The organism is Zavarzinia marina, from assembly GCF_021568905.1.
Lineage (GTDB): Bacteria > Pseudomonadota > Alphaproteobacteria > Zavarziniales > Zavarziniaceae > Zavarzinia > Zavarzinia marina.
In genome coordinates, this window is the sequence record NZ_JAKGSB010000006.1 from 90,146 (window position 1) to 104,330 (window position 14,185).

General features: G+C 67.1%; 21 protein-coding genes. All 21 read right to left on the reverse strand.

What is annotated here, in order from left to right; translation table 11 throughout:
* Positions 1 to 54: 54 nt before the first annotated feature.
* On the reverse strand, positions 55 to 357 hold the full coding sequence (locus L2U69_RS15770; RefSeq protein ID WP_236108090.1) for an AzlD family protein: 303 nt from the start codon (positions 355 to 357) through the stop codon (positions 55 to 57).
* Entirely contained in the window at positions 354 to 1,064 is a 711-nt protein-coding gene (locus L2U69_RS15775) for an AzlC family ABC transporter permease (RefSeq protein WP_236108091.1), read from the reverse strand. Before L2U69_RS15775 ends, L2U69_RS15770 begins: the two co-directional genes overlap by 4 nt.
* A gap of 179 nt (positions 1,065 to 1,243) precedes the next feature.
* On the reverse strand, positions 1,244 to 2,116 hold the full coding sequence (locus L2U69_RS15780) for an AraC family transcriptional regulator (protein WP_236108092.1): 873 nt from the start codon (positions 2,114 to 2,116) through the stop codon (positions 1,244 to 1,246).
* Entirely contained in the window at positions 2,116 to 3,465 is a 1,350-nt protein-coding gene (locus L2U69_RS15785) for a replication-associated recombination protein A (RefSeq protein WP_236108093.1), read from the reverse strand. The genes L2U69_RS15780 and L2U69_RS15785 overlap by 1 nt, the downstream gene beginning before the upstream one ends.
* A 13-nt stretch (positions 3,466 to 3,478) precedes the next feature.
* Entirely contained in the window at positions 3,479 to 4,906 is a 1,428-nt protein-coding gene (locus L2U69_RS15790) for a DegQ family serine endoprotease (protein ID WP_236108094.1), read from the reverse strand.
* 108 nt (positions 4,907 to 5,014) lie between these two features.
* A complete protein-coding gene (rplQ, locus tag L2U69_RS15795) occupies positions 5,015 to 5,431 on the reverse strand; it encodes a 50S ribosomal protein L17 (protein WP_236108095.1) in 417 nt (138 codons plus the stop codon).
* Positions 5,432 to 5,476: 45 nt separating this feature from the next.
* A complete protein-coding gene (locus L2U69_RS15800) occupies positions 5,477 to 6,493 on the reverse strand; it encodes a DNA-directed RNA polymerase subunit alpha (RefSeq protein ID WP_236108096.1) in 1,017 nt (338 codons plus the stop codon).
* Positions 6,494 to 6,646: 153 nt separating this feature from the next.
* Positions 6,647 to 7,036 carry a 30S ribosomal protein S11 gene (gene rpsK / locus L2U69_RS15805; protein WP_236108097.1) on the reverse strand — a complete coding sequence of 130 codons (390 nt, stop codon included), beginning with the start codon at positions 7,034 to 7,036 and terminating at the stop codon, positions 6,647 to 6,649.
* A gap of 98 nt (positions 7,037 to 7,134) precedes the next feature.
* Positions 7,135 to 7,503, reverse strand: a complete 369-nt coding sequence (gene rpsM / locus L2U69_RS15810; RefSeq protein WP_236108098.1) for a 30S ribosomal protein S13 — start codon at positions 7,501 to 7,503, stop codon at positions 7,135 to 7,137.
* A 241-nt stretch (positions 7,504 to 7,744) separates the two neighbouring features.
* Positions 7,745 to 8,401: an adenylate kinase gene (locus L2U69_RS15815; protein WP_236108099.1), complete on the reverse strand. Its 657-nt coding sequence runs from the start codon at positions 8,399 to 8,401 to the stop codon at positions 7,745 to 7,747.
* Positions 8,398 to 9,741 (reverse strand): preprotein translocase subunit SecY, encoded by a 1,344-nt coding sequence (secY, locus tag L2U69_RS15820; RefSeq protein WP_236108100.1) that lies wholly within the window; start codon positions 9,739 to 9,741, stop codon positions 8,398 to 8,400. The genes L2U69_RS15815 and secY overlap by 4 nt, the downstream gene beginning before the upstream one ends.
* A 152-nt stretch (positions 9,742 to 9,893) precedes the next feature.
* Positions 9,894 to 10,445, reverse strand: a complete 552-nt coding sequence (gene rplO / locus L2U69_RS15825) for a 50S ribosomal protein L15 (protein ID WP_408065821.1) — start codon at positions 10,443 to 10,445, stop codon at positions 9,894 to 9,896.
* A 36-nt stretch (positions 10,446 to 10,481) separates the two neighbouring features.
* The gene (rpmD, locus tag L2U69_RS15830; protein WP_236108101.1) at positions 10,482 to 10,667 is read right to left on the reverse strand and encodes a 50S ribosomal protein L30; all 186 of its coding nucleotides are present in this window, start codon (positions 10,665 to 10,667) and stop codon (positions 10,482 to 10,484) included.
* A 7-nt stretch (positions 10,668 to 10,674) separates the two neighbouring features.
* Complete coding sequence (gene rpsE, locus L2U69_RS15835; RefSeq protein WP_236108102.1) at positions 10,675 to 11,238, reverse strand: 30S ribosomal protein S5; 564 nt, start codon at positions 11,236 to 11,238, stop codon at positions 10,675 to 10,677.
* A 22-nt stretch (positions 11,239 to 11,260) separates the two neighbouring features.
* A complete protein-coding gene (gene rplR, locus L2U69_RS15840) occupies positions 11,261 to 11,620 on the reverse strand; it encodes a 50S ribosomal protein L18 (RefSeq protein WP_236108103.1) in 360 nt (119 codons plus the stop codon).
* Positions 11,621 to 11,625: 5 nt separating this feature from the next.
* Positions 11,626 to 12,159 (reverse strand): 50S ribosomal protein L6, encoded by a 534-nt coding sequence (gene rplF / locus L2U69_RS15845; protein ID WP_236108104.1) that lies wholly within the window; start codon positions 12,157 to 12,159, stop codon positions 11,626 to 11,628.
* A gap of 22 nt (positions 12,160 to 12,181) precedes the next feature.
* Positions 12,182 to 12,580 carry a 30S ribosomal protein S8 gene (gene rpsH / locus L2U69_RS15850; RefSeq protein ID WP_236108105.1) on the reverse strand — a complete coding sequence of 133 codons (399 nt, stop codon included), beginning with the start codon at positions 12,578 to 12,580 and terminating at the stop codon, positions 12,182 to 12,184.
* Positions 12,581 to 12,591: 11 nt separating this feature from the next.
* Positions 12,592 to 12,897 (reverse strand): 30S ribosomal protein S14, encoded by a 306-nt coding sequence (gene rpsN, locus L2U69_RS15855; protein WP_236108106.1) that lies wholly within the window; start codon positions 12,895 to 12,897, stop codon positions 12,592 to 12,594.
* Positions 12,898 to 12,907: 10 nt separating this feature from the next.
* The gene (gene rplE, locus L2U69_RS15860) at positions 12,908 to 13,465 is read right to left on the reverse strand and encodes a 50S ribosomal protein L5 (RefSeq protein WP_236108107.1); all 558 of its coding nucleotides are present in this window, start codon (positions 13,463 to 13,465) and stop codon (positions 12,908 to 12,910) included.
* Positions 13,458 to 13,796: a 50S ribosomal protein L24 gene (gene rplX / locus L2U69_RS15865; RefSeq protein WP_236108108.1), complete on the reverse strand. Its 339-nt coding sequence runs from the start codon at positions 13,794 to 13,796 to the stop codon at positions 13,458 to 13,460. The genes rplE and rplX overlap by 8 nt, the downstream gene beginning before the upstream one ends.
* Positions 13,796 to 14,164: a 50S ribosomal protein L14 gene (gene rplN, locus L2U69_RS15870; protein WP_236108109.1), complete on the reverse strand. Its 369-nt coding sequence runs from the start codon at positions 14,162 to 14,164 to the stop codon at positions 13,796 to 13,798. The genes rplX and rplN overlap by 1 nt, the downstream gene beginning before the upstream one ends.
* Positions 14,165 to 14,185 lie beyond the last annotated feature (21 nt).

Sequence of the window (14,185 nt, forward strand, 5' to 3'; positions counted from 1 at the left end):
CCCACAAGGCCGCGCACGCTATCCGCCAGCGGCCATTCCGGCAAGCAGGATAGATCAGGCGGCCAGGGCGCGGAAGCCGGCCGCCGCGACGATACCGATGACGATCACCGCCGTCAGCGGCAGGCGCCAGGCGGCGAGCAGCACGGCGGCCCCGGCCAGCGTCTCGGCCCAGCCGGTGGCGAGCAGGGTCGGCGCCACGATCGCCGCCAGCACCGCGACCGGCATCGCCTCCAGCCCGGCGGCAAGCCGCCCGCGCCATTCGATGCCCGCCGGCAGCAGCAGGCCGACGAGCCGGCAGGCGACCGTCGCCGCCATCATGGCGAGAATGGCGAGCAGCGTATCGGGATCGACGCTCATGATGCCGCCCTCGGCCCGAAGGCGGCGGCCAGAATGCCGGCGAGGGCACCCGCCATGATCGACCAGGCCCCGGGCCAGACCAGATGGACGAGGACGGCGGTGCCGCTGCTCGCCAGTAGGGTCAGGGCGAAGCCGGGCCGGGCGCGATAGGTGAAGATCAGGAAGACGAAGATGGCGATGAAGGTGAAGTCGAGACCGAAGGCCTTCGGGTCGGGCAGCATTCTGCCGAGCACGGCCCCCGCCAGCGTCCCCGCCACCCAGGACGGATAGAAGAAGGCGACCAGCCCCGCGTAGAAGGCCGGCGTCAGGGGCCGGCCCCGGCCCCGCGCCTCGGCGAAGGCCCAGATCTCGTCGACCATGAAGAACAATGCGACCGGCCGCGCCCAGCGCGGAAAGCGCCCCAGCCGGCGCATCAGGGAAACGCTCATCAGGCCGTGACGCATGTTGACGACGAGCGCCGTCAGACCCAGCGTCAGCCAGGGCGCCGGCAGGGTCCAGCCGTCGAGCGCGACGAATTGCGACGCCCCGGCGAAGACCAGCGCCGACATCAGCCCGCTTTCCGCGATCGACAATCCCCTGTCCACCGCCAGCGCCCCGATCAGCACGGCGAAGGGCACGGCGGCGGCGATCGCCGGCAGGGTGGCGAGGACGCCGTCGCGAAATTCGGTGAGGGTGGAATCGGCTGTGGGAAAGGACGTTTCTGACATGCGGCACCGGGCGTGATCGGGCGCGCAGTATGCCGCCCCGTCCCACCCCGGTCTTGGACGAAAATCACAGTCCCCCTTCCCCCAATCGTCATCCCGGCGAAGGCCGGGATCTCGTGACCAGAATGCGCTTTTGCCTTGGGGGAGGTCCCGGCCTTCGCCGGGACGACGGGAAAGGGGCGTCAGTTCGCGTAGAGCCGGCCATAGGCGCCGGGCGCGATGCCGACGCGGGCCTTGAAGGCGCGGTTGAGATGGCTCTGGTCGCAGAAGCCGCAGGCGGCGGCGACTTCGGCCGGGGCCCCGCCCGCCGCCAGCAGGCGCCGCGCCGCGCGGACACGGCGATCGTTCAGCCAGGCATGGGGCGTCAGGCCGGTCGCCCGGCGCATGGCCCGGATCAGCCGCGCCCGGGGCAGGCCGGCGATGCGCGACAGGGTGGCGAGGTCCGGCGCCTCGGCATAATGCGCGTCGAGGAAATCCGTGACGCGGGTAACCGCCACCGTCTCCTGCCCCGCCGGCCGCGCGAGACCGGCACGAAGCGCCCCGTCGACGCCGTGGCGCGCCATCACGGTGGCGAGGACGGCGAACATCCCCTCTTCCGCGGCCAGGGGATCGGCGCCCGCCTCCGCCGCGCGATGAACCTGGGCAAGGCGCGCCGCCAATGCCGGATCATGCACCAGGAAGGCACCGAAGCGGGGCGCCGCACCGGCCCGCTCGGCCACGTCCCCCGCGATCGCCGCCAGGAGCGCGGGTGCCGGATAGGCGATCCGATAGGCATAGCCGCCCGGCCCCGGCGCACCGTCGTGGACCGTGCCGGGCTCGATCAGGAAGAGATCGCCCGGCCCGGCGAAACCCCGGTCGATCCCGATCGAGAACCGTTCCTGCCCCGCGATGACGGTGCCGATGACATATTCGTCGTGGGTGTGGGGCGCATAGGCATAGGTATGGAACCGTGCCGCCAGGCATTCCACCGCGAGCGCCGGCGCGGCGCGGAAGAAGCGTGCCGTCTCCCCGCCCGCGAGCGGCCGGTCGAGCCTGTCGTGGTCCGCCGCCGTCATCACTCCCCGCGCTGGCGCTTGCGCCGGAGGTCGGCCCAGTGATCCAGGCGGCGGCGGATTTCGTGCTCGAAGCCCTTGCCCTTGGGGTTGTAGAAATTCTGGCGATCCATCGCCTCGGGGAAATAGTCCTGGCCGGAGAAATCGTCGGGCGCGTCGTGGTCGTAGGCATAGCCGTCGCCATAGCCGAGATCCTTCATCAGCCGGGTCGGGGCGTTCAGGATGTGCTTGGGCGGCATCAGGCTGCCGGTCTCCTTGGCGGCGCGGCGCGCGGCGCCGTAAGCCGTGTAGGCGGCATTCGACTTGGGCGCGGTCGCCAGATAGATGACGGCATTGGCGATGGCGAGCTCGCCCTCGGGACTGCCCAGGAAGTCGTAGGCATCCTTGGCCGCATTGGCGACCACCAGGGCCTGGGGATCGGCGATGCCGATGTCCTCCACGGCGAAGCGGACCAGGCGGCGCGCGATATAGAGCGGTGTTTCGCCCCCCGCCAGCATGCGCGTGAACCAATAGAGCGCCGCATCGACGTCGGAGCCGCGCATCGACTTGTGGAGCGCCGAAATCAGGTTGTAGTGGCCTTCCTGGGCCTTGTCGTAGAGGGGCGCGCGGCGCTGCACGATCTCCGTCAGGCCCTCGATATCCACCGGTTCCGCCTCGGGCCCGAGATCGAGCAGTTCCTCGGCGAGGTTGAGGAGATAGCGGCCGTCGCCGTCCGCCATGTCGAGCAGGGCCGCGCGCGCCTCGGGCTTCAGGGGCAGGGCATGGCCCGATAGCACCTCGGCGCGCTGGAGGAGCTGTTCCAGCGCATCCCCCTCCAGCCGGTTGAGGACGAGGACCTGGGCGCGGGAGAGCAGCGCGGCGTTCAGTTCGAACGAGGGGTTCTCGGTCGTCGCCCCGACCAGGACCACGGTGCCGTCCTCGACATAGGGCAGGAAACCATCCTGCTGGGCGCGGTTGAAGCGGTGGATCTCGTCGACGAAGAGCAGCGTGCGCCGCCCCATGCGCCGTCGCTGGCGCGATGCCTCGAAAACCTTCTTCAGGTCGGCGACGCCCGAGAAGATGGCCGATATCTGTTCGAAGTCATAGCCCGCCGCCTTGGCCAGCAGGCGGGCGATGGTGGTCTTGCCGGTTCCCGGCGGGCCCCAGAGGATGAGGGACGACAGGCGTCCCGCCTTGATCATGCGCCCGATCGGACTGTCCGCCGCGACGATGTGATCCTGGCCCACCACATCCTCCAGCCTTGCCGGCCGCAGCCGGTCGGCCAGCGGGCGCGAGGCGTCGTCCGCCGGCGCCGCATCGGGCGCCGGCGGCGATTTGGGACCGAGTCCCGCCGCTTCGAACAGATCGCTCATGCCGACAGGTTACTCATCGCGGCAGAATGGTCGAGATCTCCCGTCCGCCGCGCTCGATGGTCAGGCGCCAGGCGCGGGACGGCGCCTCGATCGCGGCGGCCAGTTCCTTGGTGCTGGCAACCTTGGTGCCGTTCACTTCGAGCACGCGGTCGCCGACCTTGAAGCCGACCCGGTCGGCGGGCGTGCCGCCCTCGATCTCGGCGATGACGACGCCCTTGTCGCCGGTGTCGCGGCCCATCTCTTCCGCGACGGCCGGCGAGAGGTTGAGCACGGTCGCGCCGGAGAAGGGATTGCGGCCACTCATCACCCGCTTGTCGCGCGCCGGCTTCTCGGGCGGGGCTTCCAGGGGGATCGTGACCGCCACCGCCTCCCCCTTCCGCCACAGGCCCAGCTTCAGCTTGCCGCCGACGTCATGGGTGGCGAGGCGGAAGGACAGGGCGTCCTCGTCGCCGACCGGATGGCCGTCGACCGACAGGATGACGTCGCCCACCTTCACGCCGCCGCGCGCCGCCGGCCCGTCGGCGACGATGCTGTTGACCAGCACCCCGCGCGGCCGGTCGAGGCCGAGGCTGGAGGCGAGGTCGGAGGTCAGCGGCTGGCCGCTGGCGCCGAGCCAGGGGCGGACGATGCGCCCGCCGCTCTTCGCCGCCGCGATCACGCTGCGCACCATCGACGACGGAATGGCGAACCCGATGCCGAGCGAGCCGCCGTCGCGCGAATAGATCGACGAATTGATGCCGACCAGACGGCCCTTCAGATCGATCAGGGCGCCGCCCGAATTGCCGGGGTTGATGGCGGCATCGGTCTGGATGAAGAAGCGGTAGTCGGAGACGCCGACCTTGGTGCGCGCCACGGCCGAGACGATGCCCTGGGTCACGGTCTGGCCGACACCGAAGGGATTGCCGATGGCGAGCACGATGTCGCCCACTTCGACCGCGTCGGAATCGGCGAGGTTCAGGGTCGGCAGGCTTTCGCCGCCGGCATCGAACTTCAGGACGGCGAGATCGGTACGGGGATCGGCGATCTGCAGCTTCGCCTCGAATTCGCGGCCGTCCGAAAGCGCCACCGTGATTTCGTCGGCGCCCTCGATCACGTGGTTGTTGGTGACGATGGTGCCGTCGCTGCCGAGGATGACGCCGGAACCGAGGGAACGCTCGACGCGCTCGCGCGGCATGCCGCGCATCTGATCGCCGAAGAAGCGCCGGAAGAAGGGATCGTCCATCATCGGGTTGCGCACGGCGACGCGCTTGCGGGTGTAGATGTTGACGACCGCCGGAGTCGCCGCCTTCACCACGGGGGCGAAGCTGAGCAGGACCTGGGCCTGCGATTCGGGCACGGCCCGCGTTTCATCGGCGTGGGCAAGGACGGGCAACGACAGGGCGGGCACCAGGACGGCGGCGGCCAGACGGACGGCAGCCGCCGTGTTCAGCAATCTCTTCACCGGATCTTCCTCTGAACGAATGAAGGGCCCCAAAGAAAAGGGGCAGTCCCGAAGGACTGCCCCGATCTTACCACCGAATGTGGCGGAACGCGGACCGTGGCCCGGTTCTCACTCCTCGTCGGCGTCGATTTCCTGGACCGGGCCCGAATCCAGGCCCTTGGCCGAGACGTCGCGGTCGACCAACTCGATCACCGCCATGGCGGCGGCGTCGCCGCGGCGGAAGCCCGCCTTCAGCACGCGGGTGTAACCGCCGGCGCGGTTGGCGTAGCGCGGACCGACGACGTCGAACAGCTTGCCGACGATCGCCTCGTCATAGAGCTGCGACAGGGCGATGCGACGCGCGGTCAGGTCGCCCTTCTTGCCGAGGGTGATGAGCTTTTCCACGTAGGGCCGCAGCGCCTTGGCGCGGGGCAGCGTGGTGGTGATCTGTTCGTGCTTCAGCAGCGACGCGGCCATGTTGGCGAACACGGCGCGGCGGTGCGAAGCATCCATGCCGAGCTTCACTCGGGCAACGCGGTGGCGCATGGGTTACTCCCGTTCCTAATCCAGTGAGGCGGCTTCCGCCCGGCCTCAGAAATGATTCTCTTCGAGGCGCTTGGCGAGCTCCTCGATGTTCTCCGGCGGCCAGTCGGGCACTTCCATGCCGAGGTGCAGGCCCATCTGCGCCAGAACTTCCTTGATCTCGTTCAGCGACTTGCGGCCGAAGTTCGGGGTGCGGAGCATTTCCGCCTCGGACTTCTGGATCAGGTCGCCGATGTAGACGATGTTGTCGTTCTTCAGGCAATTCGCCGAGCGGACCGAAAGCTCCAGCTCGTCGACCTTGCGCAGCAGATTGCGGTTGAACTTCGGCTCCAGCGGGGCGGCCTCGCGCACTTCCTGGCGCGGCTCCTCGAAGGAGATGAAGCGCTGGAGCTGGTCCTGGATGATGCGCGCGGCGATCGCGACGGCGCGATCCGGCTCGATCGACCCGTTGGTCTCGACCTGCATGACCAGCTTGTCCAACTCGAGGTTCTGGCCCTCGCGGGTGTTCTCCACGCGATAGGCGACCTTCTTCACCGGGGAATAGAGGCTGTCGACCGGGATCAGGCCGATCGGGGCGTCTTCCGGACGGTTGCGGTCGGCCGGGACATAACCCTTGCCGTTCTGCACCGTGAATTCCATGTGGACCTTGGCGCCGTCATCGAGGCTGCACAGCACGAGGTCGGGGTTCAGGATCTCGATGTCGGACGGCACCGTGATCTGGCCGGCCGTCACCTCGCCCGGGCCCTGGGCCTTCAGGGTCATGCGACGCGGGCCCTCGGCATGCATGCGAAGGGCGATCTGCTTGATGTTCAGGATGATGTCGGTCACGTCCTCGCGGACACCGGCGATCGAGGAGAACTCGTGCAGCACGCCGTCGATCTTCACGGCGGTGACGGCGGCACCCTGCAGCGAGGACAGCAGCACGCGGCGCAGCGCGTTGCCGAGCGTCAGGCCGAAGCCGCGCTCCAGCGGCTGGGCCACGACCGTCGCGAACCGGCGCGGGTCGTCACCGGGCACGACCTCGATCTCGGCCTTCTTGAGATTCTTCCAATTGTCCTGGATCACGACTTCGACCTCATCCTAAACCGTCAACACGCAGGCCCAATTCATCCGGATCATCTGCGGGACGGGCGATATGGGGAGTCCGGTACACCGGCGATCCCGGCCAGGCCGGGACCGTAAACCTGAGGCGGGCGATCGCTCGTCCGCCCCGAATAATCAGACGCGACGACGCTTCGGCGGGCGGCAGCCGTTGTGCGGGATCGGGGTCACGTCGCGGATCGACGTGATCTGGAAACCGACCGCCTGCAGCGCGCGCAGCGCCGACTCGCGGCCCGAACCCGGACCCGTCACCTCGACCTCGAGGACGCGCACGCCGTGCTCCTGGGCCTTGCGGCCGGCGTCTTCGGCGGCGACCTGCGCGGCATAGGGAGTCGACTTGCGGCTGCCCTTGAAGCCCATGGTGCCGGCCGAGGACCAGGAAATGGCATTGCCCTGGGCGTCGGTGATGGTGATCATCGTGTTGTTGAAGCTGGCATTCACATGCGCGACGCCCGAGGTGATGTTCTTGCGCTCGCGACGCTTCACCCGTGCCTTTTCAACGGCCATCTCTCACTACCTTCCAAAGAACGCGCTGCGCGTCCGCTGAACCCGATCGGGCTCGACTTTCGAAAGAGGTCGGGCGCGGACGCGCGCCCTCGCCCTGATTACTTCTTCTTGCCGGCGATCGGCTTCGCGGGGCCCTTGCGGGTCCGCGCATTGGTGTGGGTGCGCTGGCCACGCACCGGCAGGCCGCGACGGTGGCGCAGACCGCGATAGCAGCCGAGGTCCATCAGCCGCTTGATGTTCATCGCGACTTCGCGGCGAAGGTCACCTTCCACCATGTAGTCGCGGTCGATCACTTCGCGGATCTGGCTGACTTCGGCTTCGGAAAGCTGGTTCACCCGCTTGCCGTCCTCGATGCCGACCTTGGCGACGATTTCCTTGGCCTTGAACAGACCGATACCATGAATGTAGGTCAACGCGATCTCGACCCGCTTGTTGGTCGGAATGTTGACACCTGCGATACGAGCCACCGCTAACCTCTTCGTGACGTTCTGTTCGTCTTTACCAAAACCTAGCCCTTCGCCGCCGCGCCGCGTCCTTCCTGCGGAACAGGTCCCCGGGGATTGTCCCCTTGGACGAACCGTCCTCTTGCACAAAGGGTCTGCGCGCCGCAGAGCTGGCCCTGCCGACGAGAAGGGCGGATTATATGAGTCGGCAGGTCCATGTCAATCGTATTGGGCGCTCCTGGCGCGCCCATCACATGCTTCCCGTTCAGGCGGTCGCGAATCCGAGCACCGCCTCGATCTGGCGGGTCACCTCGTCGATCGCCGCCATGCCGTCCACGGTGCCGAGCACGCCCTTGCTCTCGTAATAGGGCAGCAGGGGGGCGGTCTGGGCGTGGAACGCTTCGAGGCGGCTGCGCACCGTCTCGGCGTTGTCGTCGGCCCGGCGCTTGAATTCGGTCGAACCGCAGATGTCGCAGACGCCCGCGACCTTCGGCTGATGGAATTTGTCGTGATAGCCGGCATTGCACTTGGCGCAGGTGTAGCGGCCCGAGACGCGCTCCACCAGGATCTCGTCGTCGACCTGCATGTCGATGACGTGATGCAGCTTCATGCCCCGTTCCGCCAGCATGGTGTCCAGCGCCTCGGCCTGCGCGACGGTGCGCGGGAAGCCGTCCAGGATGAAGCCGTTCTTGCAGTCGTCCTGGGCGATGCGGTCGGCGATGATGCCGACGACGATGTCGTCGGAGACGAGACCGCCCGCCGCCATCACCTCTTTCGCCCGCTTGCCCACTTCGGTGCCGGCGGCGACAGCGGCGCGCAGCATGTCGCCGGTTGAAAGCTGCACGAGACCGTGCGCACGCTCGAGACGCTGTGCCTGGGTGCCCTTACCGGCGCCCGGCGGTCCGAGAAGGATGAGATTCATTTCCCCCTGCCCTTCAGTTTCGACTTGCGGATCAGGCCCTCGTATTGATGCGCAAGCAGATGACTTTGAATCTGGGCGACCGTGTCCATGGTCACGCTCACCACGATCAGCAACGAGGTACCGCCGAAGTAGAACGGCACCGAATATTGGGTGATGAGGATTTCCGGCAGGATACAGACCGCCGAAAGATAGGCGGCCCCCACCACCGTCAGCCGCGTCAGAATATGGTCCAGATGGTCCGCCGTGCGCTTGCCCGGCTTGATACCCGGAATGAAGCCACCGTATTTCCGCAGATTCTCGGCCGTTTCCGTCGGATTGAAGACGATCGCGGTGTAGAAGAAGCAGAAGAACACGATGCCCGCTATATAAAGCGCCATATAGAGCGGTTGGCCATGCGCCAAAAGTCGGGTGACCGTCTGCAGCCACTCGGGCCCGCCGGTGCCGGCGAAATTGGCCACCGTCACCGGCAGCAGCAGCAGCGACGAGGCGAAGATCGGCGGGATGACGCCGGCCGTGTTGAGCTTCAGCGGCATGTGCGAGCTCTCGCCGCCGAACATCTTGTTGCCCACCTGGCGCTTCGGATATTGCACCAGCACCCGGCGCTGGGCCCGCTCGAAGAACACGATGAAGGCGACGACCGCGACCACCAGCACCAGAATGGCGATGATCACGAAGGCCGACAGGGCGCCCGTGCGGCCCAGTTCCAGGGTCCGGATCAGCGCCGTCGGCAGCGCCGCGACGATGCCGGCGAAGATGATCAGCGAAATGCCGTTGCCGACCCCGCGCGCGGTGATCTGTTCGCCCAGCCACATCAGGAAGACGGTGCCGCCGGTCAGCGTGATCACCGCCTCGAGCCGGAAGCCGAGGCCGGGGTCGATGACCGCCCCCATGCCATTGGCGCTCATGCCCTCGAGACCGACGGCGATGCCGTAGGCCTGGACCACCGCCAGCCCGACGGTACCATAGCGGGTGTACTGGTTGAGCTTCTTGCGGCCCGACTCGCCTTCCTTCTTCAGCGCCTCGAGCGAGGGCGAGATGGAGGACAGGAGCTGCACGATGATCGATGCCGTGATGTACGGCATGATGTTCAGGGCGAAGATCGTCATCCGCCCCAGGGCACCGCCGGCGAAGACGTCGAACATGCCCAGAATGCCGCCCTGGTTCTGCGCGAAGATCGCGGAGAGCGCGGCGGGGTCGACGCCCGGAATGGGAATATAGGTGCCGAGGCGGTAGATGATCAGGGCGCCGAGCGTGAACCAGATACGGCGCTTGAGTTCCGTGGCCTTGGAAAACGAGCTCCAGGAAAGATTCGCTGCGAGCTGTTCGGCGGCGGATGCCATCGCGATCCTCCTCGGGGCTTGGCGGCCGGATCAGGTGGCCCGCCCCACGCACATTGGACGAGAACTCGTAAAAACAAGTCCGAAAGACGCGAAAATCCGCGCGCCGGCCAGGACCGCCTCAGCGGCCCGCCGACGCGCGGACTCGACCTATGTCAGCCGCGGGCCGCTTCGCGCGCTTCGCGCTTGGCGATCTGGGCCTTGCGGCGTTCGGCCTTCTTGCCTTCCTTGCGCGGCACTTCGCGCTTCGGAATGATGTTCACCGTGCCGCCAGCGGCCTGGACCGCCTCGACCGCCTTGGCCGAAGCCGCGTCGACCTCGAAGGTCAGCGCCACCTTGATCTCGCCGTCGGCGAGCAGGCGCACCGGGAAGCCACGACGCAGGCCGAGAACACCGGTCTCGGACAGCACCGCCGGGGTGACGGTGGCACCGGCCTGGATCCGGCCGGCGTCGACCGCCGCCTGGATCTTGCCGAGGTTCACCGGCAGATAGGCGACGCGGAACAGGTTCTTGAACCCGCCCTTCGGCAGCCGGCGGTGGATCGGCATCTGGCCGCCTTCGAAGCCCTTGATGGCGACGCCGGAGCGTGCCTTCTGGCCCTTCACGCCGGCGCCCGAGGTCTTGCCCTTGCCGGAACCGATACCGCGGCCGACGCGCATGCGCGACGGACGCGAACCGGGATTGTCGGCGATTTCTGTCAGTTTCATTTCGACATCCTCACGCTGGTGCGGTTTCGGGCCGGCTTATTCAGCCGGCTCGACCTTCACGAGGTGTTTCACCTTCTCGATCATGCCACGCACGGCCGGGGTATCCTCGACCACGCTGACACGGTGCAGCTTGTTCAGGCCGAGCCCGACCAGGTGAGCTTCCTGCACCTTGGGGCGACGCAGCGGGCTGCGCACCTGGGTCAGTTTCACTTTCGCGCTCATGATCCGATCACTCCGCCGTGGCTTCCGCCGCCTCGGTCTCGGCCTCGGCCTTGCGGCCCTGGCCCATGAGATCCGAGACGCGCTTGCCGCGCTTCGCCGCCACCGAACGGGGCGACAGGCTCTTCTCCAGCGCGTCGAACGTGGCGCGGACCATGTTGTGCGGGTTCGAGGAACCCAGCGACTTGGTCACCACGTCATGGACGCCCAGGGTTTCGAAGACCGCGCGCATCGGGCCGCCGGCGATGATGCCGGTACCCGGAGGGGCCGCGCGCAGCACCACGCGACCGGCGCCGTGACGGCCCTCGATGTCGTGATGCAGGGTGCGGCCTTCGCGCAGGTGGACGCGGATCAGCTTGCGCTTAGCCGCCTCGGTCGCCTTGCGGATGGCTTCCGGCACCTCGCGGGCCTTGCCGTGGCCGAAGCCGACCCGGCCCTTGCGGTCGCCGACGACCACCAGGGCCGCGAAACCGAAACGCCGACCGCCCTTCACCACCTTGGCGACGCGGTTGATGTGGACCAGCTTGTCGACCAGTTCGTCCTGCTGGCGTTCGCCGTCGTGTTGACGTGCCATTTCTACGTCCTTTCCAGCAGGCTCAGAACTCGAGACCGCCCTCTCGGGCGGCATCGGCGAGCGCCTTCACGCGACCATGATAGAGGTAGCCGCCACGGTCGAAGACGACCGCGCCGACACCGGCTTCCTTGGCGCGCTTGGCGACGAGGAGGCCGACGGCCTTCGCCGCCTCCATGTCCGCGCCGGTCTTGAGCGTGCCCTTCAGCTCCTTGTCGATCGTCGACGCCGCGGCGACCGTGCGGCCGCTCACGTCGTCGATGACCTGGGCATAGATGTGCTGCGACGAACGGAAGACGCTGAGGCGCGGCCGACCATTCGCGAGTTTGCGCAGGCGGATGCGGGTCCGCTCCCTGCGACGTTCGAAGGTGTCCTTGATCGCCATGTTCGTTACTTCTTCTTGCCTTCCTTGCGGAAGATCCGCTCGGTCGAATACTTGATGCCCTTGCCCTTGTACGGCTCCGGCCGGCGCCAATCGCGAATGTCCGCCGCGAACTGACCGACGTGCTGGGGATTGATCCCCGAGACCGCGATCATCGTGGGCTTCTCGCACTTGACGTCGATGCCTTCGGGAATGGGCATCACGACATCGTGGGAATAGCCGAGGTTGAGCTGCAGGTTCCGGCCCTGGACCGCGGCGCGGTAACCCACGCCGTTGATCTCCAGGTCCTTGCGGAAGCCTTCGGTCACACCCTTCACCATGTTGGCGACCAGGGTGCGGGCCATGCCCCAACGCTCACGCGCACGCTTTTCCTTCGAGCGCGGCGTCAGCGAAACGGCATTGCCGTCCAGCTTCACCTCGATCTCGTCGACGATACGGTGCTCGAGCTGGCCCTTCGGCCCCTTGACCGTGATGTCCTGGCCCTCGACGGTGACGTTCACGCCGGCGGGAAAGACCACCGGCTTCTTGCCGATACGCGACATGTTCCTGCCCTCCTTGCCGAGATCAGAACACGCGGCACAGCACTTCACCGCCAACATTGGCGGCACGTGCTGCGGCGTCGGACATCACGCCACGCGGCGTCGACAGGATCTGGATGCCGAGACCGTTGCGGTAGGTCGGCAGATCCCTGATCGACGAATAGACGCGGCGACCGGGACGGGACACGCGATCGATCACCTGGATGACCGGCAGGCCCTCATGATACTTCAGCTCGATCTCGATCTCCGCCGAACCATTGTCGGCGGTCGCCGCCGTATAGCCACGGATGTAGCCTTCGGACGCCAGGACATCGAGAACGCGCGCGCGCAGTTTCGACGCGGGGGAACGCACAGTCGCCTTGCCGGCGGACTGACCGTTACGGATACGCGTCAGCATATCGCCGAGCGGATCGCTCAGTGCCATCGCGGTTCTCCTTACCAGCTCGACTTGACCATGCCGGGAATCTGGCCGGACGAGGCCAGTTCACGCAGGGCAACACGGGAAAGCTTCAGCTTGCGATAGTTGCCGCGGGGACGACCCGAGACCTCGCAGCGCAGGCGGACGCGAACCTTCGCGCCGTTGCGCGGCATTTCCGCAAGCTTCAGGGTGGCGGCGAAGCGCTCTTCGTCGGTGATCGACTGATCCATGACGATGGCCTTCAGCCGGGCGCGCTTGGCGGCGTGCTGAGCGGCCAGCTTGGCGCGGCGCTTGTTCTTTTCGACGGCACTCGTCTTTGCCATGTGCCTATCCTCAGTTGGCGAACGGCAGGTCGAAGGCCGCGAGGAGCGCCTTGGCTTCCTCGTCCTTCTCCGCCGTCGTGCAGATGACGATGTCCATACCGCGAACGGTGTCGACCTTGTCGTAGTTGATCTCGGGGAAGATGATCTGCTCCTTCAGGCCCATGGCGTAGTTGCCACGGCCGTCGAAGCTCTTCCCGTTGAGACCACGGAAGTCGCGAACGCGCGGCAGCGCGATCGTCACCAGGCGATCCAGGAATTCATACATGCGGTCGGCGCGCAGCGTGACCTTCACGCCGACGGGAGCACCTTCACGCAGCTTGAAGCCCGCGATCGCCTTGGAGGCCTTGGTGATCACCGGCTTCTGACCCGCGATCGCGGTCATGTTCTCGACCGCGCCCTGGATCTTCTTGCCGTCGGTCGCGGCTTCGCCGACGCCCATGTTGATCACGATCTTCTCGAGGCGCGGCACCTGCATCGGGTTCTTGTACGAGAACTGCTCGAGCAGCTTGGCGCGGATGACCTCGTTGTACTGCCGCTTCAGGCGCGGCTCGATACGGGTGTCAGACATCGATCACATCTCCCGAACGCTTGGCCACGCGGACCTTGCGGCCGTCCTCGAGCGTCTTGAAGCCGATGCGCGAGGGCTGGCCGTCGCGCGGATCTTCGATCGCGAGGTTGGACACATGGATCGGCGCTTCCTTCTCGACGATCCCGCCCTGGGTGGTCTGGGTCTGCCGGGTGTGGCGCTTCACGACATTGACGCCCGCGACGACGGCGCGCGCCTCGGCGGGCAGGACGCGCACGACTTCACCGTGCTTGCCCTTGTCCTTGCCGGTCAGCACGACGACCTTGTCGCCCTTGCGGATGCGCAGCTTCTGATGATCCGGATGGGCAGACATCACAGCACCTCCGGCGCGAGGGAAATGATCTTCATGTGGTTGCGGCCACGCAGCTCGCGCACCACCGGCCCGAAGATACGGGTGCCGATCGGCTCGTTCTGCTTGTTGATCAGGACCGCCGCGTTGTGGTCGAAACGGATGGCCGTCCCGTCCGCGCGGCGGACTTCCTTGGCCGTCCGCACGACGACGGCGCGATGAACGTCGCCCTTCTTCACGCGGCCGCGGGGAATCGCCTCCTTGACGGAGACGACGATGATGTCACCGACGCTGGCATAGCGGCGTCCCGCGCCGCCCAGCACCTTGATGCACATCACCCGACGCGCGCCCGAATTGTCGGCCACGTCCAGGTTCGTCTGCATCTGGATCATGTTTCGCTACTCCTAAGTACC

What these genes read in the sequence shown, in the direction of transcription:
- rpsK (WP_236108097.1), bottom strand. Translation starts at nt 7,036, where the DNA reads ATGGCCGTTGAAAAGGCACGGGTGAAGCGTCGCGAGCGCAAGAACATC.
- rplE (WP_236108107.1), bottom strand. Translation starts at nt 13,465, where the DNA reads ATGTCTGACACCCGTATCGAGCCGCGCCTGAAGCGGCAGTACAACGAG.
- rplX (WP_236108108.1), bottom strand. Translation starts at nt 13,796, where the DNA reads ATGTCTGCCCATCCGGATCATCAGAAGCTGCGCATCCGCAAGGGCGAC.
- rpsE (WP_236108102.1), bottom strand. Translation starts at nt 11,238, where the DNA reads ATGGCACGTCAACACGACGGCGAACGCCAGCAGGACGAACTGGTCGAC.
- L2U69_RS15785 (WP_236108093.1), bottom strand. Translation starts at nt 3,465, where the DNA reads ATGAGCGATCTGTTCGAAGCGGCGGGACTCGGTCCCAAATCGCCGCCG.
- rpmD (WP_236108101.1), bottom strand. Translation starts at nt 10,667, where the DNA reads ATGAGCGCGAAAGTGAAACTGACCCAGGTGCGCAGCCCGCTGCGTCGC.
- secY (WP_236108100.1), bottom strand. Translation starts at nt 9,741, where the DNA reads ATGGCATCCGCCGCCGAACAGCTCGCAGCGAATCTTTCCTGGAGCTCG.
- L2U69_RS15780 (WP_236108092.1), bottom strand. Translation starts at nt 2,116, where the DNA reads ATGACGGCGGCGGACCACGACAGGCTCGACCGGCCGCTCGCGGGCGGG.
- rplQ (WP_236108095.1), bottom strand. Translation starts at nt 5,431, where the DNA reads ATGCGCCACCGCGTTGCCCGAGTGAAGCTCGGCATGGATGCTTCGCAC.
- rplR (WP_236108103.1), bottom strand. Translation starts at nt 11,620, where the DNA reads ATGGCGATCAAGGACACCTTCGAACGTCGCAGGGAGCGGACCCGCATC.
- L2U69_RS15775 (WP_236108091.1), bottom strand. Translation starts at nt 1,064, where the DNA reads ATGTCAGAAACGTCCTTTCCCACAGCCGATTCCACCCTCACCGAATTT.
- rpsN (WP_236108106.1), bottom strand. Translation starts at nt 12,897, where the DNA reads ATGGCAAAGACGAGTGCCGTCGAAAAGAACAAGCGCCGCGCCAAGCTG.
- rpsH (WP_236108105.1), bottom strand. Translation starts at nt 12,580, where the DNA reads ATGGCACTGAGCGATCCGCTCGGCGATATGCTGACGCGTATCCGTAAC.
- L2U69_RS15770 (WP_236108090.1), bottom strand. Translation starts at nt 357, where the DNA reads ATGAGCGTCGATCCCGATACGCTGCTCGCCATTCTCGCCATGATGGCG.
- rplO (WP_408065821.1), bottom strand. Translation starts at nt 10,445, where the DNA reads ATGAAACTGACAGAAATCGCCGACAATCCCGGTTCGCGTCCGTCGCGC.
- rplF (WP_236108104.1), bottom strand. Translation starts at nt 12,159, where the DNA reads ATGTCGCGTATCGGCAAGAAGCCGGTGGTCTTTCCCGCCGGCGTGAAC.
- rplN (WP_236108109.1), bottom strand. Translation starts at nt 14,164, where the DNA reads ATGATCCAGATGCAGACGAACCTGGACGTGGCCGACAATTCGGGCGCG.
- L2U69_RS15815 (WP_236108099.1), bottom strand. Translation starts at nt 8,401, where the DNA reads ATGAATCTCATCCTTCTCGGACCGCCGGGCGCCGGTAAGGGCACCCAG.